The organism is Plebeiibacterium marinum (assembly GCF_026013615.1).
Taxonomy (GTDB): Bacteria; Bacteroidota; Bacteroidia; order Bacteroidales; family Marinilabiliaceae; genus Saccharicrinis; species Saccharicrinis marinus_A.
The window spans coordinates 1-17,328 of sequence record NZ_JAPDPI010000071.1 but is presented as its reverse complement, the minus strand read 5'-3'; the positions used below and the strand labels follow the sequence as shown (position 1 = coordinate 17,328).

Annotated in this window: 11 protein-coding genes and 1 pseudogene; 7 read left to right on the top strand and 5 right to left on the bottom strand. The window is 36.5% G+C overall.

Going from position 1 to position 17,328, the window contains the following annotated elements:
• The 5 genes from OM074_RS20120 to OM074_RS20100 all read right to left on the bottom strand — a co-directional run.
• The coding region (locus OM074_RS20120) for a DUF6443 domain-containing protein (RefSeq protein WP_301202446.1) at positions 1–1,580 on the bottom strand (1,580 nt) is incomplete at its 3' end.
• 148 nt (positions 1,581–1,728) lie between these two features.
• Complete coding sequence (locus tag OM074_RS20115; RefSeq protein WP_301202445.1) at positions 1,729–3,867, bottom strand: T9SS type A sorting domain-containing protein; 2,139 nt, start codon at positions 3,865–3,867, stop codon at positions 1,729–1,731.
• Between the two features lie 52 nt (positions 3,868–3,919).
• A complete protein-coding gene (locus OM074_RS20110) occupies positions 3,920–7,081 on the bottom strand; it encodes a BACON domain-containing protein (protein WP_301202444.1) in 3,162 nt (1,053 codons plus the stop codon).
• A gap of 28 nt (positions 7,082–7,109) precedes the next feature.
• Positions 7,110–8,246: a hypothetical protein gene (locus OM074_RS20105; RefSeq protein WP_301202442.1), complete on the bottom strand. Its 1,137-nt coding sequence runs from the start codon at positions 8,244–8,246 to the stop codon at positions 7,110–7,112.
• A 109-nt stretch (positions 8,247–8,355) separates the two neighbouring features.
• A complete protein-coding gene (locus tag OM074_RS20100; protein ID WP_301202441.1) occupies positions 8,356–8,763 on the bottom strand; it encodes a hypothetical protein in 408 nt (135 codons plus the stop codon).
• 230 nt (positions 8,764–8,993) lie between these two features.
• Here OM074_RS20100 and tssD (OM074_RS20095) point away from each other — a divergent pair.
• From tssD (OM074_RS20095) to OM074_RS20065, 7 genes and pseudogenes are all read left to right on the top strand, one after another.
• Positions 8,994–9,137: pseudogene (gene tssD, locus OM074_RS20095) on the top strand (type VI secretion system tube protein TssD); the annotation flags it as partial.
• 561 nt (positions 9,138–9,698) lie between these two features.
• Positions 9,699–10,088: a type VI secretion system tube protein TssD gene (tssD, locus tag OM074_RS20090; RefSeq protein ID WP_301202439.1), complete on the top strand. Its 390-nt coding sequence runs from the start codon at positions 9,699–9,701 to the stop codon at positions 10,086–10,088.
• 34 nt (positions 10,089–10,122) lie between these two features.
• Positions 10,123–11,958 carry a type VI secretion system Vgr family protein gene (locus OM074_RS20085; protein ID WP_301202438.1) on the top strand — a complete coding sequence of 612 codons (1,836 nt, stop codon included), beginning with the start codon at positions 10,123–10,125 and terminating at the stop codon, positions 11,956–11,958.
• Between the two features lie 301 nt (positions 11,959–12,259).
• Complete coding sequence (locus tag OM074_RS20080; RefSeq protein ID WP_301202437.1) at positions 12,260–12,763, top strand: PAAR domain-containing protein; 504 nt, start codon at positions 12,260–12,262, stop codon at positions 12,761–12,763.
• A gap of 16 nt (positions 12,764–12,779) precedes the next feature.
• Complete coding sequence (locus tag OM074_RS20075; RefSeq protein WP_301202435.1) at positions 12,780–15,917, top strand: N-acetylmuramidase domain-containing protein; 3,138 nt, start codon at positions 12,780–12,782, stop codon at positions 15,915–15,917.
• The gene (locus OM074_RS20070) at positions 15,914–16,804 is read left to right on the top strand and encodes a tetratricopeptide repeat protein (protein WP_301202434.1); all 891 of its coding nucleotides are present in this window, start codon (positions 15,914–15,916) and stop codon (positions 16,802–16,804) included. The genes OM074_RS20075 and OM074_RS20070 overlap by 4 nt, the downstream gene beginning before the upstream one ends.
• Before the next feature lie 142 nt (positions 16,805–16,946).
• On the top strand, positions 16,947–17,328 hold a 382-nt coding region (locus tag OM074_RS20065; RefSeq protein WP_301202432.1), incomplete at its 3' end, for a transposase.

The window sequence follows — 17,328 nt, the reverse complement described above, 5'->3', positions numbered from 1 at the left end:
CTATGGTTGGTACTGGTGCTCATAATTACATTGCCATAATCATCAAAATAAGATACAGTAACCAGATTTGTATTGGCCATGGTTAAACCTGATCCAGCAACCGGAAGTGCTTTTACTAAAGTGCCAATGGCAGCCCCTTTTGTTTTTGTTGATTTGTTTTGAACATAGCCTGTTGGCATATCGGCAGTATTAAAATTCAGGGCTGTATTTAAACTAAGGTTTGTGATAAACCCATAATCTTTATCATCGTACCAGGTTACGGTTAATATATCGTCTTTACTAATATCATACCCATCCGGGTAGCTATTGTCTTTGGAATATCCATAACAAGTAGTGGAACCATCATAAGTTTCGTACATACTGCTACTGTAATTGGCAAAATTGCTACGGATCGTACTCAAACTTTCAGCTATGGTAATTTTACCTGTCATTACCGGGCGATTCAACTGATCGTATTTAGTAAATATGTATTTGTTTGGATTTACTTCACGCATGTTTGCATCCTGAGTCAATACCAAGCGGTCCCTTTTATCATAAACCATATATACAATGCCAGCCCCCGGGATGTCTTTTGAGATCATTCTTTTTCGGCCATCATAAGTATAGAAGTAACAAAGGTCTTTGTCATCAGGTGAGGATGCCAATGGTGGAACAACGGTGCGTAACAGGCCAAAATCATCGTAAATATAGTGGGTTTGCAATGTTTCAGAACCATTGATGCTTTCTTTTAAAACCACCTGTCCCAGTTTGTCTTTATATTCTTTGGTTACATGACCGTTTTCATCTGTAATTTCTGTTATATAAAGTGAGTAAGCAGGGTAGGGAACTCCATCCCCTTTTTCATCCCAAGAGGCAATTTCATTTTGATTGGTTGTATAATTATAACTTGTTTTACCCTTAGTGCCATCTGTTGCATTTATTTCATGCCACGTATTACCTGCCCCAAACTGGCTGTTTATTCTGTTTAAGGGTGAGTCTTCAAAATCGGTAAAGGCATATGGTTTTGAATCGGGGTCTTTACCTTCAATAGTACCTGAATAAAAAGTTTCGCATTGCGCTATTGCATCACCAACAAAAGCGCCATTGTTGTCCCCCTGAACATAGGGAAGGTATTTTTTCTCCTCCCTCCCAAAGCCGTCATAAACAATGGGCTGTACCATGTCATGTCCAAGGGGGGAAGCATTCACCTGTATAACCTGGCTTGGTCTTCCCAATCCATCGAAATATTGAATTTCTTCTGTGTGGGCATAGCTTCCTGTAGGCATGGAGCTGTGAGCTTCCCTAAAAGAAATGCTACGCACATAATTTTGCCCGGTTGGTGTGGGTGTGCCACTTACTGTTTTAACACTTACCACATCTGCCGTAGGATTAGCTGTGGTAGTGGTAATGTTAGGATCAATATAGGCATGGAAATCGGATCCTGCCACGGCATGGAATCCGGCCTTTAAGGTAATGCTTGTTTTGGCCTTTACCGTGGCCTTCCCGGTAATTACATCATCTACAGTAATATTATCCTGGGCCTGCAAGGCACCAAGCCAGCCTGCCAGGAATATGAGTGCGAGATATATTATATTTTTCATGTTTCTTTTTTAGTATAAAATGTTTGGATTACCCCTATCACCATGCTTTCGACATGGCACTTCTCCCTGGAAAAGGGGAAAATTTTGATTGCCAAGACTTAAATTTTACAAGCTGTAAATCAAAGTCCCCTTCGGGGATTTAGGGGCATTATTGTTTTACAAACTTTTTAGTTATCCTATCTCCATTACTAATCACACAGAAATAATAGATTCCTGGAGCCAGATTACTTACTTCAGCTTTCATTTGCTGGCCGGGCTGATACCTTTCAATTTTTTGGTAAAAGTGCACGTTTCCTGCACCATCCAATATCTCTATGGCCATTTTTGCCTCTTTGTTGGTTTCCAGTGTCCAGTTAAACGATTCCTTAACCGGGTTTGGATAAATGGTAACCAACCGTTCCCCTTTACTTAAATCTGCATAATCAGGTTCAACATAAAAGTCAATCTTTATGCTATCTGCCCATTGGCAACCCAGGCTATCGGTTATGGTGAGTTTGTACTCACATAAGCCAGGTGTTTCATCTTCGCAATAAGCTATCAGGTTTTGCAGGTTGGTATTGTTGTTCCATAGGTAGGCAAAGGCATTATCCGGACCTGCAATTTCCAGTTCATCGGTAACCAGCATGGTAGTATCGTTGCCAAGGGTAAATTCCTGCGCCATCACCTCTTTTATTTCTACCGTATCCGAAACCACGCAGCCCCTTTTGTCAACCATGGTAACATGGTAAAGCCCCGGTTGGTCTATCACAATTTCTTCTGCATTTTTCAGGGTGTCGTTCCACACTATGTTTGTATAGCCCCTGTTTACCGAAAGGTCAACCATGCTGCCCTGGCAAAGATATCCCGGGCTGTTAATGGCATTGGCAACAGGGGGGCAGTTGTAGTATTTTGCCACAAAAATGTCCTCTTCGCCTAAGGTTGCTAGTTCCGTTCCACCAGCTTGTAGGCTGCCATTAAAGCTGCCCATCAGGTATAGGTTCCCTTTGTTGTCCAAGGCGCCTCCATTGCTTGTGCTGCCGCCTTTGCCATGCATGGCCTCCGCCCAGGTTACAAAGCCTGTGGTATCAAGCTGGGCAATAAAGGCCTCTGAATTTAAGCTATGGGTGTTGAGCATCAACGAGTCCATATATATCGTGTCATTAAAGCTTCCGGTAACCATGGCACCGCCAAGTTTGTTTAACTTTAGATTTTTTGAGCGGTCTGTGTATTTACCCCCGAAGGTTTTCAACCAGTTCAGGTTTCCTGCTGTGTCGGCTTTGCATACAAAAAAATCCGTATACCCGTTGGTTTGGTATTGTAGGCTGTCAATATTAAGGGTGAAGTCAAAATTACCTGACATTAACAATTGGTTTTGCTGGTTGCAGGCCAACCCGCTTATGTTTACATACGAGGGGCTGCTTAAAGGTTTTGCCCATGTTGCAGCTAGCGTACTGTCGAGCTGGAGCAAAAAGGCATTGCCTTTTTGTTTTTCACCCATTGCTGCTATCTCAACATTTCTGGCAGAAAAACTTCTTTCATGGTTTCCTGCCAAATAAATGTTGTTTAAGCTGTCAATGGCCATGGCCGATAGTTTTTCCTTTCCTTTGTTGCCTAATTGGATTACCTGTTCCATTGCCCCATCCGGTGTAAACTGTGCTATAAACATATCGTTATGCCCATGGCTGACCAGGTTGCCGGTTTCGCAAATAAGGGTATCGGCAAATACACCCCCCAGGATGATATTTCCTTTTTTATCGGTATCAAGCAGATAGCCCGATGCTGCATTATAAAACGGGATGGTATTCACCCAGTTGGCCTTTCCTCGTTTGTTAATGCGTGCAAGGAAAAGTTTCCTGCTTTCACCCTCAATTTTCTTTTTGCCAAACTTCATCTCGCCCCTGATAATACCGGTTATATACAGATCATTGTCGGGAGCCTGCTTTATGGCAGTAATTTGGTCCATATACAAACCACCTGCCTGCCATAGCCATTGCAGCTTGCCTTCTTCGTTAAAGCGAGCCACATAAATATCGTGGTTTCCCTCGCTCAGGATTTCTTTTTTATTGCTCTGCAGCGACTGGGTAAAATTACCGGCCACATACACATTGTTTTTGCTGTCGGTAACTATACTGGTGGGCACATCCCAACCAGGGCCGCCAAGCTGCTGCATCCAGTGGTATATTTTTTGGTTGTTTTGAGCATTGGTAAGTGTGGAGCTTGCCATTATAAGCATGCACAGCCACATCCCAAGCATCTTTTGTCTTTCCCTAAAGGCAGAGCAAGTAATGTTTTTTATCTTTTTTCTCATATGGTTATTCTGTTTGAGAGGTGTACTTGTATTCATGTTTTGATGATGTTATCTAATTATTTCCAACCTGTAACACAGGGATGCTTAAAACAGAACTACCACTTCCATAATATATCAAAATTTCACCTTCCCTTATTTGTCCGCTCGTATTAGCAGTAAATCCTACAGTTATTTCACCATTATTAGTTCCAGTGGTTGTTCCAATGTAAATCCAACTGGGGTACCTATATACACTCCAGCTACAATTACTTGATAGGGAAAGAATACTATTCCCTGGGCTACTTGATGTCCGAACCAAGCCTGTTGGGTGTGGTGTTAAAAATTCTGTAGTAGTGTAATAGTAATCGTATTTGGATACGATATTTTGATCATTATTCCTGACACAATCTAATCTGTCAAAATTATCGTAGTCATAATATACAGTGGTTCCATCAGGCTTCGTCTGAGATTTAATTCCTATTAAATGATTATAAGAATATGTAGATATTAAAGCGTTCGGATATTGGATACTTAAATTATCGTAAAAATCTATAGAGCTTTGAGAGCAATTTATCGACTCGTTATAGTTTATAGCGGTCCCAGTAAGTTGCGCCATTAAATATTGCCCACTTTTGTCCCATATATAGGAAGTAACAATACCATCTATATTAGTTTTCTGGCAAATGTTACCGTTGATATCATATTTATCAAAAGAGATTTCTTCAATATTATTGTAATGAGAGTCTTTGTTTTCTCCAGAAAAAGAGCTATAAGATGAGTAAGCAAATGGGTCGATAATATTTAATCTGTATTCTGATGATGGAACATATTTGGTATTGTCTTCTTTGTAAGTTGTTAATACGCCATCGGTCACTAAATTGTTCAATACTTTAGTTTGTTCTATAGGTCTATTAAGGATGTTTGCCGAAGTCATTTCTTTATATGGAGAAGCAGAAATGTCAAACGGATAACGTAAATATACCCTATTTGTTCTTCCTTTACTATCCGTTTTACTTTTACAGGATGGTAATAGAAATTCATTGTATAGGAATTCCTCTTTTGAGACAATAATGCCTTCTGATTTTGGATGGTATAATTTAGTTACAACACTATCGAGTAGTTGTGCATATTGCTGCATACTATATGTTGAATATGCGAAATAAGCAGTCTTGTAACCCCAATAATCTGTTGCATGCCTACGTAAATGCAATCCGTTATATGATTTTTTCAATGAATTCGTATAGTATTTATTTACTTCCTTTAATACCTCACTCTTAGAGTTCTTCCAAATAGTTTTTGTTTCATTTAAATATATGCAATAAGGGTATTTAATGTAATAATCTACTGGCTGCATCGCTGACAAATTGGCAAAGTTCATCCAGGTTGGATATGAAGATGAAGTATAACTATAATAGGGAAATAGAGATGGATTTAAAGCTTCTGGATTATATGTGTGTTCGATACTTCCATTGTTATTTATTAGATCACCATAATACTCTGCTACTTTAAGGTATTTTACCGGGGCACCATTAAGATTTATATTAACATTAACATCAGATGATGAACGATGTGTTGCTGTTATTACAGTTAAGCAATTTATATCATTATTATAACGAGTCATGCTTCTTTTTAAATAATATAAAGGGCTAATGTCTTTTACTCCTATTCCATTATTATAGTCAAATGTTTTTACAAGTATATTCCCACCATCTTGTAACTTTATTTGTTTAACTCGGATACCTCCAACTGTTACGTTATCAATTTTATTTCCTTCATATGTAAAAACAGCAGTACCTCCTGTTGGATAAATAATGGTTTCCAAAATACCTGTTTGTGTATATTCTGGATTGGGGTCTCTATTGGCATTTCCTCTAAGAATATTTGAAAATGGTTCAGGGATGTTATTAGGTATCCTGCTACTAATTCCATTTGCTCCATTATAATATCCCCAATGATCAAATGCATTCCTGCTATCTAATGGGAATTCTTTTGAAGTGTTGTAGTTGAATACATATTTCTTTTCTAAATAAATACCACTACCATCGTAATATTTAACAGCATCCAACTTATCCCAATTTAAACGATTGCTCTGACTATGGTATGGCGATTGTTCAAATCCTATGGTCTTGATAAGGGTTGTATTTTCAGCATCGTAGACTTGAACTTTTGACAACAATGAGTTTGAAAAAGAATCTCCTTTGTAGGAAAAACGAACCTCGTTATTATTAAACCTTATGGTTTTAATTCTTTTTTGTGTATAAGAGTATGCTTGATTTATAACATTCTCTCCATAGGAATCAGTAGTAGGCCAACCACAAGAATTCAGTGGGCTACCTTTGATAAAATCGGTATAATACTTTGTATATATGTTATGGGATTCAACTTTCCAAATTGAACCTGAATTTAAAATGTCTTCGTATTCAAATGTTATGTGATCTGATCCATCTGAAGAAACTATATCAGTCAATAACCAACCGGATGTTGCCCAAAAGGCTGTTGTTCCTGTATGATTTCGTATATACTCTAATTCATCCTCGTTTGAATCTATTCCTCTACCATATCGATAATAATTTCCATTTTCATCATACACATCGAAATGAGTGATAGAATAAATACCGCTTGATGATTCTAAATACGGAGTTATTTTAATTGTAGGTTTTGCTGGTAGCTGGATTGGATTGCTGAAAGATGAAATATCGCCAGTTTTTTCAAATATGAATTTGCCTCCAGCCTGATTAGGTATTGTATAATGAAAAACATCATATTCCGGATCAAAATCTCCATTTTCTGTTGCAGATAATACACCATAATATGGGTCGGAATCAGGGGCATTAGGACTAGATGTAGATAGGATTTCAGAATCCATTGGTATGGTTTCATCATAGTGCAACTCATCTGCAGATCCATGCATTGATCTGGATATCATTCCTCCATAGTTTAGAGTCCAACCCAAGCCAATAATGCCAGTTTTATCTCTAAGTTTTAATCCTGAAGAGTGATAGCTAATACTTAATGGTATAGTTAATTTTCCACAATTTATAGTATATATTGGTATCTCGGTTTTGGGTATACCAGTGGAATAATCAACAGGATAATCAATATATTTAGCAAATTGTTGAGCTTGAGGCGAAGGTGGCACAATGTCTGGTTTTTCAATTATCTGTGCATAAATCCCTGTGCCTTTTGTTATGCAAAAAACGATAAAAATAACTATTTTAAATAATCTAAATAACATAATGCGCTTTCTTTGTTTTTCTGAATTTTTACTTTCTTGATCTTGCTAAATCGTCAATTTGCATCTTTAGTTTATTTATCTCTTTCTCCTTTTTAATCAAATACAGCATCATCTCCTCCACCTTCTGCAATAGTAACTTATTCATCTCAGCCAAATTCACACCTTGCTCTTCCATTTGTGTAGCGCTGGGGATATCCGGTAAATGTTTGTGGGTTTTAATATAGTCTTCAACTTCTGAAAGGTCTTTGAGGTTGTAAGTATCTGAGAAGACGAAATCGGCTGTTTGGCCGTTGGCTTTAACGGTGATGTTGTTGGCGGCCAGGTTGCCGTTAAGGTTTAGGTTGTTGGCCGACATGTCTTTAACTTCAATTTCATTGGCGTATATTAAATTATCAACAGAGAGGTTTTCTGTGATATGAGTATTTCCATTAACGTGTAATTCTGAATCAGGTTCAGTAATTCCAATTCCAACTTTCCCTTCATCATAAAGAGTTAAAGCATCAACTGTTCCTGTTTTAAAATAATGCCTGTTAGCAGTTTGATAAATATTATCTGTTGAGCTTATTCCAAAAGAAGTATTGGAACTTAATTTGTCAGGGGCAAGGCCAAGCTTATGTCCGTTTTTTTGCTCCAATAACATCATGGCTTTGGTGTAGTCGGAAGTTTGACTACTAACTGATCCCATAGACTTGTTTGAATAATCCTGTATGTTTAAGTCATTACCAGTATTACTGTTAATAAATGAAACAGGGCCTCCATTGCTAGGTACGATATTTTTAGCAGCGGACCATGAAATTGTTGCCTTTGTACTTGGTTCAATATCAATTTGTAAGTAAGATAAACCGCTACTAACATCAAGAACATATTGTTCGCCAACTGCAAAGTCCCATTTAGTTGGATAGCCTTTTGAAGGTCCATGCCAAAATGTTGCAGAAGGAGAAGATGAACCAGATTGTGTTAATTGAAAATAAACTTCATTTACAGGAGTTTCGTTAAAATCTAAAGTTATATAATAGGTAATTGCTTCTCCAGTATAATAAGGAGTAGCCGTATATTCTCCTTGTATAACTCCGGATCCTAATGTAAAATCTACAGTTAATTGAGCATTAGATGTTTTGAAGAAACTATAGGAAAATATAATAAGAAGTAAGATATATTTATTCATTGTGTAATAATGTTTTCAGGTTAAAAAAAGTATTCTGTAACTCCGATGGAGCCAGAAGTGTAAAAGGTTGTAGTTGTAATATATAGTGTTTTGATTTTAGGACAAGGAATTATAAATTGGAATTGCTCGTATTAGATGTTTGTTCCTGATTTAGGTCTTTTCCTGTCTTTTTGTTTATAAACTTTCTGTTAATAGACTCTTGTAAAGTTGCTCTTTGTTCCTCGCTTAACAGTTGTTTAATCTGTTCTTTTATACTAATAATTTCCTGGTTCAAGGTTAGCCATTGCGCATCGGTAGGTGTCAATTTTTTTTGATTGTCGATGTATATCACTTGTTTTAATACAAGAGTCTGAATTTCTTGTTTTTGATTTTGAGTTAAAGAAAGTAATTGATCATATTGCTGCGTATATTTTGACGCTTTATTTTTTTGTGCTGTAGTAGGTGTTTGACTGTATGCAAATGTAGAAATCGCAAGGAAAACGATTAAGATTGAAATAAAGATGTGATTTTTATTCATAACAAATTGTTTTATTAATAATATAAAATGATTAACTGATTAAACGAATTTAATATTCGCAGTTAAAATTCGGGTAATGTGCATAATGTTATTACTATTAATTTTTCGAATTTTATTATTAAAAATTAAACAAAGAGCTTTTTTTATTGATAGAAACTCCCTTTTTGATCTTTTGTGATAGGTTGTTCGGGTTAAAAAATAAATGAGTTCTATTTTTTTCAAAACAAAAAGAATTGGCTTTTACGGAAGGTTATTTGGTGAAGTATGAAGAGAAGTTTAATGCTATTGACAATAGGCCAATGGCTGAATCTTTTACAATTTCGGCCCGGGAAATTAAAATGGGTAATGGTGAGCACGTTAATGAGTGGGTTTAAGCCTGCAGCGTAGATTTTTTAAGGCTTAAAAAAGGACGACATAAAAGCATGTCGCCCTAAGAAAAAGTCAGGATACCCGTCATAGTATTCTAACGGTGTAAAGATAGTACTTTCATTTGTTAGAAACAATTCTCCTGGCTTTTCAGGAGTTGCCCTGTGCAACTCCTTTTTGCTTTAAATTTTCCTGGTGGCTGTAGTTTTTTTGTCGTTATCATACCGATCCTTTAAATTAACAGATCGTTAGATTTTAGATAAGAGATAAGAGACTTATTTGCAAGATGCTTAAAATAAGATTTTTACCTAACTTAAGTTGGTTTTATTAAATATCTAATAATCTTACACTTATAAAAAAACTAACGAACTATTGTTAAGTGGATTGATAATGGAAACCGATTGTTTTTTTGTTTATGATCCTGTTCGTGTCTCAGAGCAGAGGCTGTTTGTTATATAAAGTACCATTGTTGCGTGGTTCGGGATGTTTTGTTGTGCCTGACCGTGGCTTGCCTTTGGTGAATAGAGCAGGAGTTATAGACAGGATATTAAAATCTAATAATTAACAGTATGGCTTTTTTAGCAAAACTTAGCATTGATGATGCTGAATATATGGTGTTGACCTTTCATATGGGGTTAGAACAAAAGTTAGGAATTAATGGTGCTCCGGTGCAGGAACCAGTTGGTGGAAAACTAACATTTGAAGTGGAGTCTTCCTCTTCAACTGATTTGTTTGACTGGATGGTAGCTCCCGGTAAACGGAAGGATGGCAGTATTACTTTTTTTAGGCGTGATGTAATGGGGCAAATGAAGCGTTTGGATTTTTTTGATGCTGTATGTTATAAATATGATGAGAACTTTATGTCGGAAGGCAACAATGCCATGACTACAAAAGTAAGCATATCAGCCCGGAAAATTCAAATGGAAGATATTCCTGTAGAGAACGAATGGGCAGTGTAGTAAAACACTGGTTTTTGTCAATCAAATAATCATCATGGCACTAAATGTAAAAAACGAAATATTTATTGCAGGCGAAAAGCAGCAAGGACTGGATAGTTTTTGTATTTCGCAGGAGGTAAACAGTCACAACCACTTTGAGGTTGTACTCCACTGGGAAAAATTTTTAGAAGGTGGACAGGCTATTATTGAAAAATCGCAGGAGGTTATTGGCCAAAAAATAGAAGTGACCTTTATTAATGAAAATGATGGACTCCCAATGAGTCAAGGGTTTTTTGAAGGAATAATCACAGGGGTTTCATCTACCAAATCACGCGAAGGTCAGTCGAACGACCGGTTGGTTATTAGCGGTAGTAGTCCTACAATTTGTATGGATCATGTGGCATGTTGTAAGTGTTACGAAGAAAAAACAACAGCCGATATAGTTAATGATATTGTTGGTAAATACGGTTCGGGCATTACAGCTGTTGTTGAGCCGGTTAATACTGGGGTGTTACCCTATACGGTTCAGTATAATCAAAGTGATTTTAAATTTATTCAACAACTGGCTGTTCGTAAAGGGGAGTGGTTTTACCACGATGGTACGCAGTTGGTTTTTGGTAATGTACAAACCGGGAGTGAAGAGCTAAAGCTGGGGCTCGATTTGGTTGACTTTAATTTTACATTGCAAACCAAACCTAAAAAAGCAGGCTATGTGGCTCATGATTATTTTAATAGCCAGGATGCCAGTGCTAATTTCCCGGGGGGGACAACAATGCCCGGTTATTATGGCTTTACTGCCGAAAAATCAGAAACAGTTTTTGCTCAGGAAGGTTTGGTGAGTATTCACCAAAGTGCAGCCGAAGGTGGCCAGCAGGGTAATTTGGATGCTTTGGTTAATGTTCAGAGTGAAGGCCGTGTAAGTAAGATGGTGGTGTTGTCTGGTCATAGTCGTAATACAGGATTGAAACCGGGAGGCAAAATATCCATATTGCATAAAACGCTAAACCTTGAAACAGAGTATGGTGTTTATATTGTAACCAAAGTAATCCACAAGCTCGAAAATGGCCGCGATTACTCCAATATATTTGAGGCCATTCCGGAAGGAGCTGTTTATCCACCTTATACCGATACTACAAAATTTCCGCAGAGTGAACCACAAAGGGCTAAGGTGGTTGATAACAACGACCCCCAAAAAATGGGACGCATCCGTGTTCAGTTTGTATGGCAACAAGATGTGTCGTCGCCATGGTTACGAGTGGCACAGCCTCATGGTGGTAGCAATAAAGGCTTTTATTTTATTCCCGAAACAGGTGAAGAAGTAATGGTAGGTTTTGAAGCCGGTAATGCCGAACTGCCATTTGTAATGGGAAGCTTATATAATGGCAATGCCAAAGCAGAGGAGTTTACTACCGATACCAACGATGTCAAAGTCATCCGTACGCGCAGCGGTCATACCATTGAGCTGAATGATACTGATGGAGAGGAAAAGATTAATATCTATGATAACGAAGGTAGCATCATTACCTTTGATACAGCCAGTAAATCATTAATCATCAATTCTGCCGAAAACATTGATATAGCAGCTAAAAACATAAATATAAGTGCCGAAGAAAATATTGTGATGGGAGCCAAAGGTAATATTGATATAGCTGCCAAAGGTGACCTGAATGAGCAAGCAAAAGGAAATATTGCCTTGCAAAGTGATGGGGATACTATGGTTAAATCGATGGGGGCTACAACGTTAGAAGCTACAAAAGATGCAACAGTAAAAGGAATGAATTTGGTAGTGGAAGGAACTAAAAATGCAGATTTAAAAGGAGGAGTACAAACAAATGTTACCGGTACCATGACAGCGGTTAAAGGTGCTGCTTTTGCTGTTGAAGTGAGGTAAAGTTAATTAAATCTAAAATGGCAAAAATTAAGGTTGAAGGTGATCATGAAAGTGTAGGTACTTTTTTAATTAATTAAGCAGATAATTCAAGAATAAAACCCGACAAAATAGTAACCAATAATTTATCTGAGCAAATGATATTGTTACCTTATGCGTCCGCACTGTAATAACAAGTGTGTCCGGCATAATAAACAATATCTTTTCAAATATAAAAACTAGTAACGAACAGTCAGAATTTTGTCAATGAAGAAAATAGTCTTCATACTTCCAGTTCCAGACTTCTTACTTAAAATTAAAAATTATGGCAGGACAACCAATAGCAACAGTAGGTAGCATGCACATCTGCCCTCTATGTAGTGGTACAGTACCACACGTTGGTGGACCGGTTAATGGACCTGGTATGCCGGGTGTAACCGTAAACGGACAGGTAGTAGCAGTAATGGGTGATATGTGTATCTGTGTAGGCCCTCCTGATATGATAGCTCAAGGAAGTCCGGGAGTAACCATAAATGGAACACCAGTGGCCACGGTAGGTTGTATGACTGCTCACGCAGGGCAGATAACTCAGGGGATTCCCGGAGTAACAATTGGTCCGGCAGTTCCTACCCCCAATGCATCTATGCCTTTGAAAGAGATTCCCTTCCCGGAAATAAAAAAAATACAAGTGCTTGCCAACCAGCTTAAAGATGCCGTAACCGGCAGCAACAATGCTCAACAGTTAAAGCAAGCCCAGGCAACACAAGAAAGAGTAAAAGAAGAGGCAAAGAAACATGGGTATTTGCCGGACATTACATTTAGTCATTAAACTGATATTTTAAACTATGAAGTTTGTATATCCTGTAGATCCCAAAAATGGGAATGATAAATACCCATTTTATTTAAAAGGTGCCTCTAATTTAACTGGCTATTATCCTATTGGAAGGATGAATACCTGGCATGGAGGGATTCATTACGAGGGAAATAATCCAATTAAAGCCATTGCTGATGGTAAAATAATTGCTTATAGAGTGCCCAAGGAATATCATACAGAAACTATTGACAATAAAACCAGCGAATATTCCAATGGTTTTGTTCTGATAGAGCATAATTATAAAAGTCCCAATGGTTTAGAGTTAAATTTTTACTCCCTATATAATCATCTGGCAAGTTATTTAGAAATGGAAAAAGGTGAGTTTCCTGGTTTTCTTACTATTGATTCATATATGGTGGCAGATAATGCCAACGATACGATCCAGATTAAAGGGGTAACTATTAAATCAAGTAGTAGTGGTGGCACAACTTTAGCAGTTGCAGCAAAGGGTACGGTGTTATCTTTTTTAGAAGAAGCAAATAATAATGATAGGAGAAAGGTTAAATACTTAACCCCGAATGGGAAAGAGATTATTGGTTATACATGGATTAAAAAATATAATAACGTTCAACTTGTTGACACGGAAACAGGAGAAGTTCTAGCAGAACCTTTTTCTGGTTCAAATGGAGATTTGGGTGCTAATCTTCGAGAAGAAGCAAATTCAACATCTGAGGTTGTGAAACTTCTTACGAGGGTGGTATCTCTTGAAATTGATGAAGAAGATCAGGGGAAGACAGGTTGGCTAAAAGTTAAAAAAGCTGGTGGAGAAAGTGTTGATGGTTATTGTCATACTGCTGGATTAAATATTGTTGATGTTGTAACCTTAAAAAATGAGGATTTAAATCAGGTTATAAGTGACCAATGTTATGAGGTAAAAGCTGGTGATATTATTGGTTATGCAGGACTTAACGGATTTGAGAAGAAAGAAAAATACCGGGGGTGTCATGTTGAAGTCTTTACCCATGAAGAAGTGAATGATTTTTTAAACAATGCCAAGGAGGATGGTGATAAAAACAAAAACTTTGCAAAAATTACCGAAGGTACCGAGCTAAAGAGAAAACTACCTTTAGAAATGATTAAAAATCTTCCGGTCAAAAAAACAGGAAATACTACAGAAAATTATATCGAGGTTGAGGTAGATAATTTGGAGGTGGTAGTGAATGATAGGGATACAGAACTTCCTGAACATCATGATGGCAAGTATACGTTTATAGATTCGGGTAATAAACAAGCATCAAATGCAGCAGCATTAGTAGAGTTTAATAAAATTGTGGGTGATATTGCCCAAATGGGTGATGAAGTCAAACTCGTAACGAATTACAATGCAAATAATCAAACAAGTGACAACCGAAAGGTAGAATACCAAACTCCCAACAAAGGACAAACCTTTTGGGTAAAAAATGAAGATCTGGAAGAGAAGGTACTCACTTTTACCATTGCAACAACACCAACCAATGCTAATACTCAAACTACCACCCCAGCCACAGTAGCCGCACCGCCTGCACAGGCAGCTACAGCCCCGGCAACAACAGTAGCAACTATCATTGCCGAAACAAAAAAATATCTCAGGCTCAATAAGGAATTATCCGAGGTATATATCATCAGCCCCGAAGAAGATAATGTCAACACCAAAATTGGGGCCGATGTAATTGTGAACACCAAAGAGGGCAAGCAATTTGCCGATAAAAATGATAAAAAATGGTATCTGGTAGAACCAACCGGTCTTCAAAAAAACGGGGTAGCCATAAAATATAAAGGCCTAATTAGTGAAGATGATTTAGGAGAAACATTCTCAGCCTATAACTGGAGTAAATTTGGTTTTGAAGTAAAAGAAGATGCTGACAATAATTATATTTACGATTTCGAAAATAAAAGTGCCTTTTTTTCTGAGATTTGTAATATAGTAGACGAAGACAACAATGGCATTTTAGAACCTCACGAATTACAAAGTGCATTGAACAACCACTATACAGCCAATAAACTATCACATTTGGTTTGTAAACACCATAACGAGTGGGCTTATAGTGGAAAATACCTTAGTCCTTTACTTGATGAAGTAACAGCGGTTTTAGACAAAGGTATTGAGTTGGAAGAAGATGAGGGGTTAAAAAAAGATCTTGAAACCTTAAAAGAAGAGCGCCTCGATGCTTTCGAAGCCAAAGTAAACCAATTGGCAATTTGGGAAGGCATTGAATCCCGGAAGAGTAGTTATTTAACCAGATGGGTTAATGGAGACTTGGTGACAAAATCTATTATAACAGGAGGATACTTGTCATATAAGTTTGGAAAGTGGATATACGAAAAAATTACCAATAGTGATGAACCCGAACAAGAAATACCATTGAGTCCGTTTCCTATAGAAAAGCCAGTTGTTTATCATTTTCATCCTGTGGCTTTTGTGGAGCAGATGAGGAAAATAAATAACCGCTGTTATTGTTATGAAAAAGGATTGGTAGATAAACCTTGTAGTGGACATGGCAGTTTAATTGAAGAATTTCATTACGAAAAATTATCATCAGAACTGGATGTTGAGAAAGAAGTTTTTCAAGCTATTGCAATAATTGAATCAGGGGGAAGAAATTCTTTTAATGTTGTCGGAGGTGATAATTATGCAAAGATTTTATTCGAACGACATTATATGTATAGTATTTGTAAAAATGATTTTGAGATGACAACAGGAGAATTAAATCAGTATAAAAATCAATCTCCTGATATTTTTAATGATCTTTCAGTGTTAAAAGATAATGGGGCGTCATATGGAACAGAATTAGAGCAATATCCTAAATTAGAAAGAGCGAAAGAGATAAATTATTGTGCAGCTGTTCAAAGTTGTTCTTGGGGTAAGTTTCAGGTTATGGGTAAGTATTTTAATAAAGGTTATGGAAGTATTGAGGATTTTGAGAAAGCAATGAATCAATGTGAATTGCAACAGTATTATTATTTTAAAATTTATCTTGAAAAAATTGGGGGAACATCAATGATTAAGGCTATGCGAGACAAAGATTGGGAAAAAATAGCTAGATTATATAATGGACCAAATTATGCTGCTAATAATTACCATACAAAGATGGAATCAGAATATAATAAACTAATAAATCAGAATAAATGAGGGTTGTATATTTAGTTGTTCTTTTTTGGACATTCGTTTTTTCTTTACTAGCGAAAGGAGCTGATAATATCGTTATATCAAAGGATTTTAATAATGATTCATTGGTAGATAGTTTAGTTTATGATCCAAGTTCGGGAGTCTCTGTATTTTCCATAAGTAATATCAATAAATCAGAGAATGTTATTACTAGTGATTTCATAAAGAATATCCATGATTTTAATAACCTAGATATTGAAAATACTTTTGTTGATGTGAATATTGATGAGGAAAATGAAATCACTTTTGAAATAGAAATGACGGGAAGAGGGGAGTATTATGAATCGTTTTGTTTTATTTGTAATGTTAATAATATAAATCTTATAAAAATTGAATCAAGTTCAATAAATAAAAATGATTTTGATGGGTTTTCTCAGAAATGTCAATATGTTCCTATTGATCCAATTAGAATAGAGTTGTTTGATTATAAGTTAATAAATAGTATATTCCAAGATGAAAAAAAATGTACAAATAGGTTTTTAATAAAAAGATCATTTGAAGAAATATATGATAGAGTAAAAATTAAAAAAACAATAGAATATCCTACATATGATAGACTTGCTTATTATTTGAATGAGTATAGATTATCTTTAAATACTTTAAGGCAATATAATGATATAGCTTATTATTTAGAACAAGGAGAATCGTTTAAAGAATCATTATATATCCTAAAAAAAATAATTGAAAAATTCCCTAACCGCACTGTAGCCTATATCAATCTTGGGGATGCATATTGGGGATTGAAACAAATTGACAATGCAAAGCAAGCTTATCAAAAATATATCGGACTTATGAAAGCTGACGGCAAGGAAAGTAAAATACCGCAACGTATTTTAGATAGAATAAGATAAGCAAAGGAGGTTTTAACCTCCTTTTGTGTTTTGTGTACCTAGCCATTGGGCCCCCCGCTACCGCGCGTGTCCTCACGCGTGGTTCAATAAAGCAAAGAGGACTTTCCTATAAGAAAATACCAACTAAATAATCCAAATGCTAATGAGTAGAAATTATAAATTTTACAATCCGGAAGGTCTTTACTTTGTGAGTTTTGCAGTTGTTGAATGGATAGATGTATTTACCCGCAATGAATATAAAGACATTGTTATTGACAACTTGCAATTTAATCAAAAAGAAAAAGGGATGGAGATATATGCATGGTGTTTAATGACCAACCATGTCCATCTGGTTTTTAAGAGTATTAAAGGCATAAAACCGTCAATACTATTGGGTAATTTCAAAAGGTATACAAGTAAAGCAATAATATCAACAATAAAAGAGAATCGAAGAGAAAGCAGAAGAGAATGGTTATTAGAACAGTTTGAGAAAGCAGGATTAAAATCGTCCAATGTTAGTAAGTATCAATTTTGGCGACATGATA

Excerpts from the sequence above, each read along its gene's own strand:
- OM074_RS20115 (WP_301202445.1), bottom strand. The coding sequence starts at position 3,867 with ATGAGAAAAAAGATAAAAAACATTACTTGCTCTGCCTTTAGGGAAAGA.
- OM074_RS20110 (WP_301202444.1), bottom strand. The coding sequence starts at position 7,081 with ATGTTATTTAGATTATTTAAAATAGTTATTTTTATCGTTTTTTGCATA.
- OM074_RS20105 (WP_301202442.1), bottom strand. The coding sequence starts at position 8,246 with ATGAATAAATATATCTTACTTCTTATTATATTTTCCTATAGTTTCTTC.
- OM074_RS20100 (WP_301202441.1), bottom strand. The coding sequence starts at position 8,763 with ATGAATAAAAATCACATCTTTATTTCAATCTTAATCGTTTTCCTTGCG.
- tssD (WP_301202439.1), top strand. The coding sequence starts at position 9,699 with ATGGCTTTTTTAGCAAAACTTAGCATTGATGATGCTGAATATATGGTG.
- OM074_RS20085 (WP_301202438.1), top strand. The coding sequence starts at position 10,123 with ATGGCACTAAATGTAAAAAACGAAATATTTATTGCAGGCGAAAAGCAG.
- OM074_RS20080 (WP_301202437.1), top strand. The coding sequence starts at position 12,260 with ATGGCAGGACAACCAATAGCAACAGTAGGTAGCATGCACATCTGCCCT.
- OM074_RS20075 (WP_301202435.1), top strand. The coding sequence starts at position 12,780 with ATGAAGTTTGTATATCCTGTAGATCCCAAAAATGGGAATGATAAATAC.
- OM074_RS20070 (WP_301202434.1), top strand. The coding sequence starts at position 15,914 with ATGAGGGTTGTATATTTAGTTGTTCTTTTTTGGACATTCGTTTTTTCT.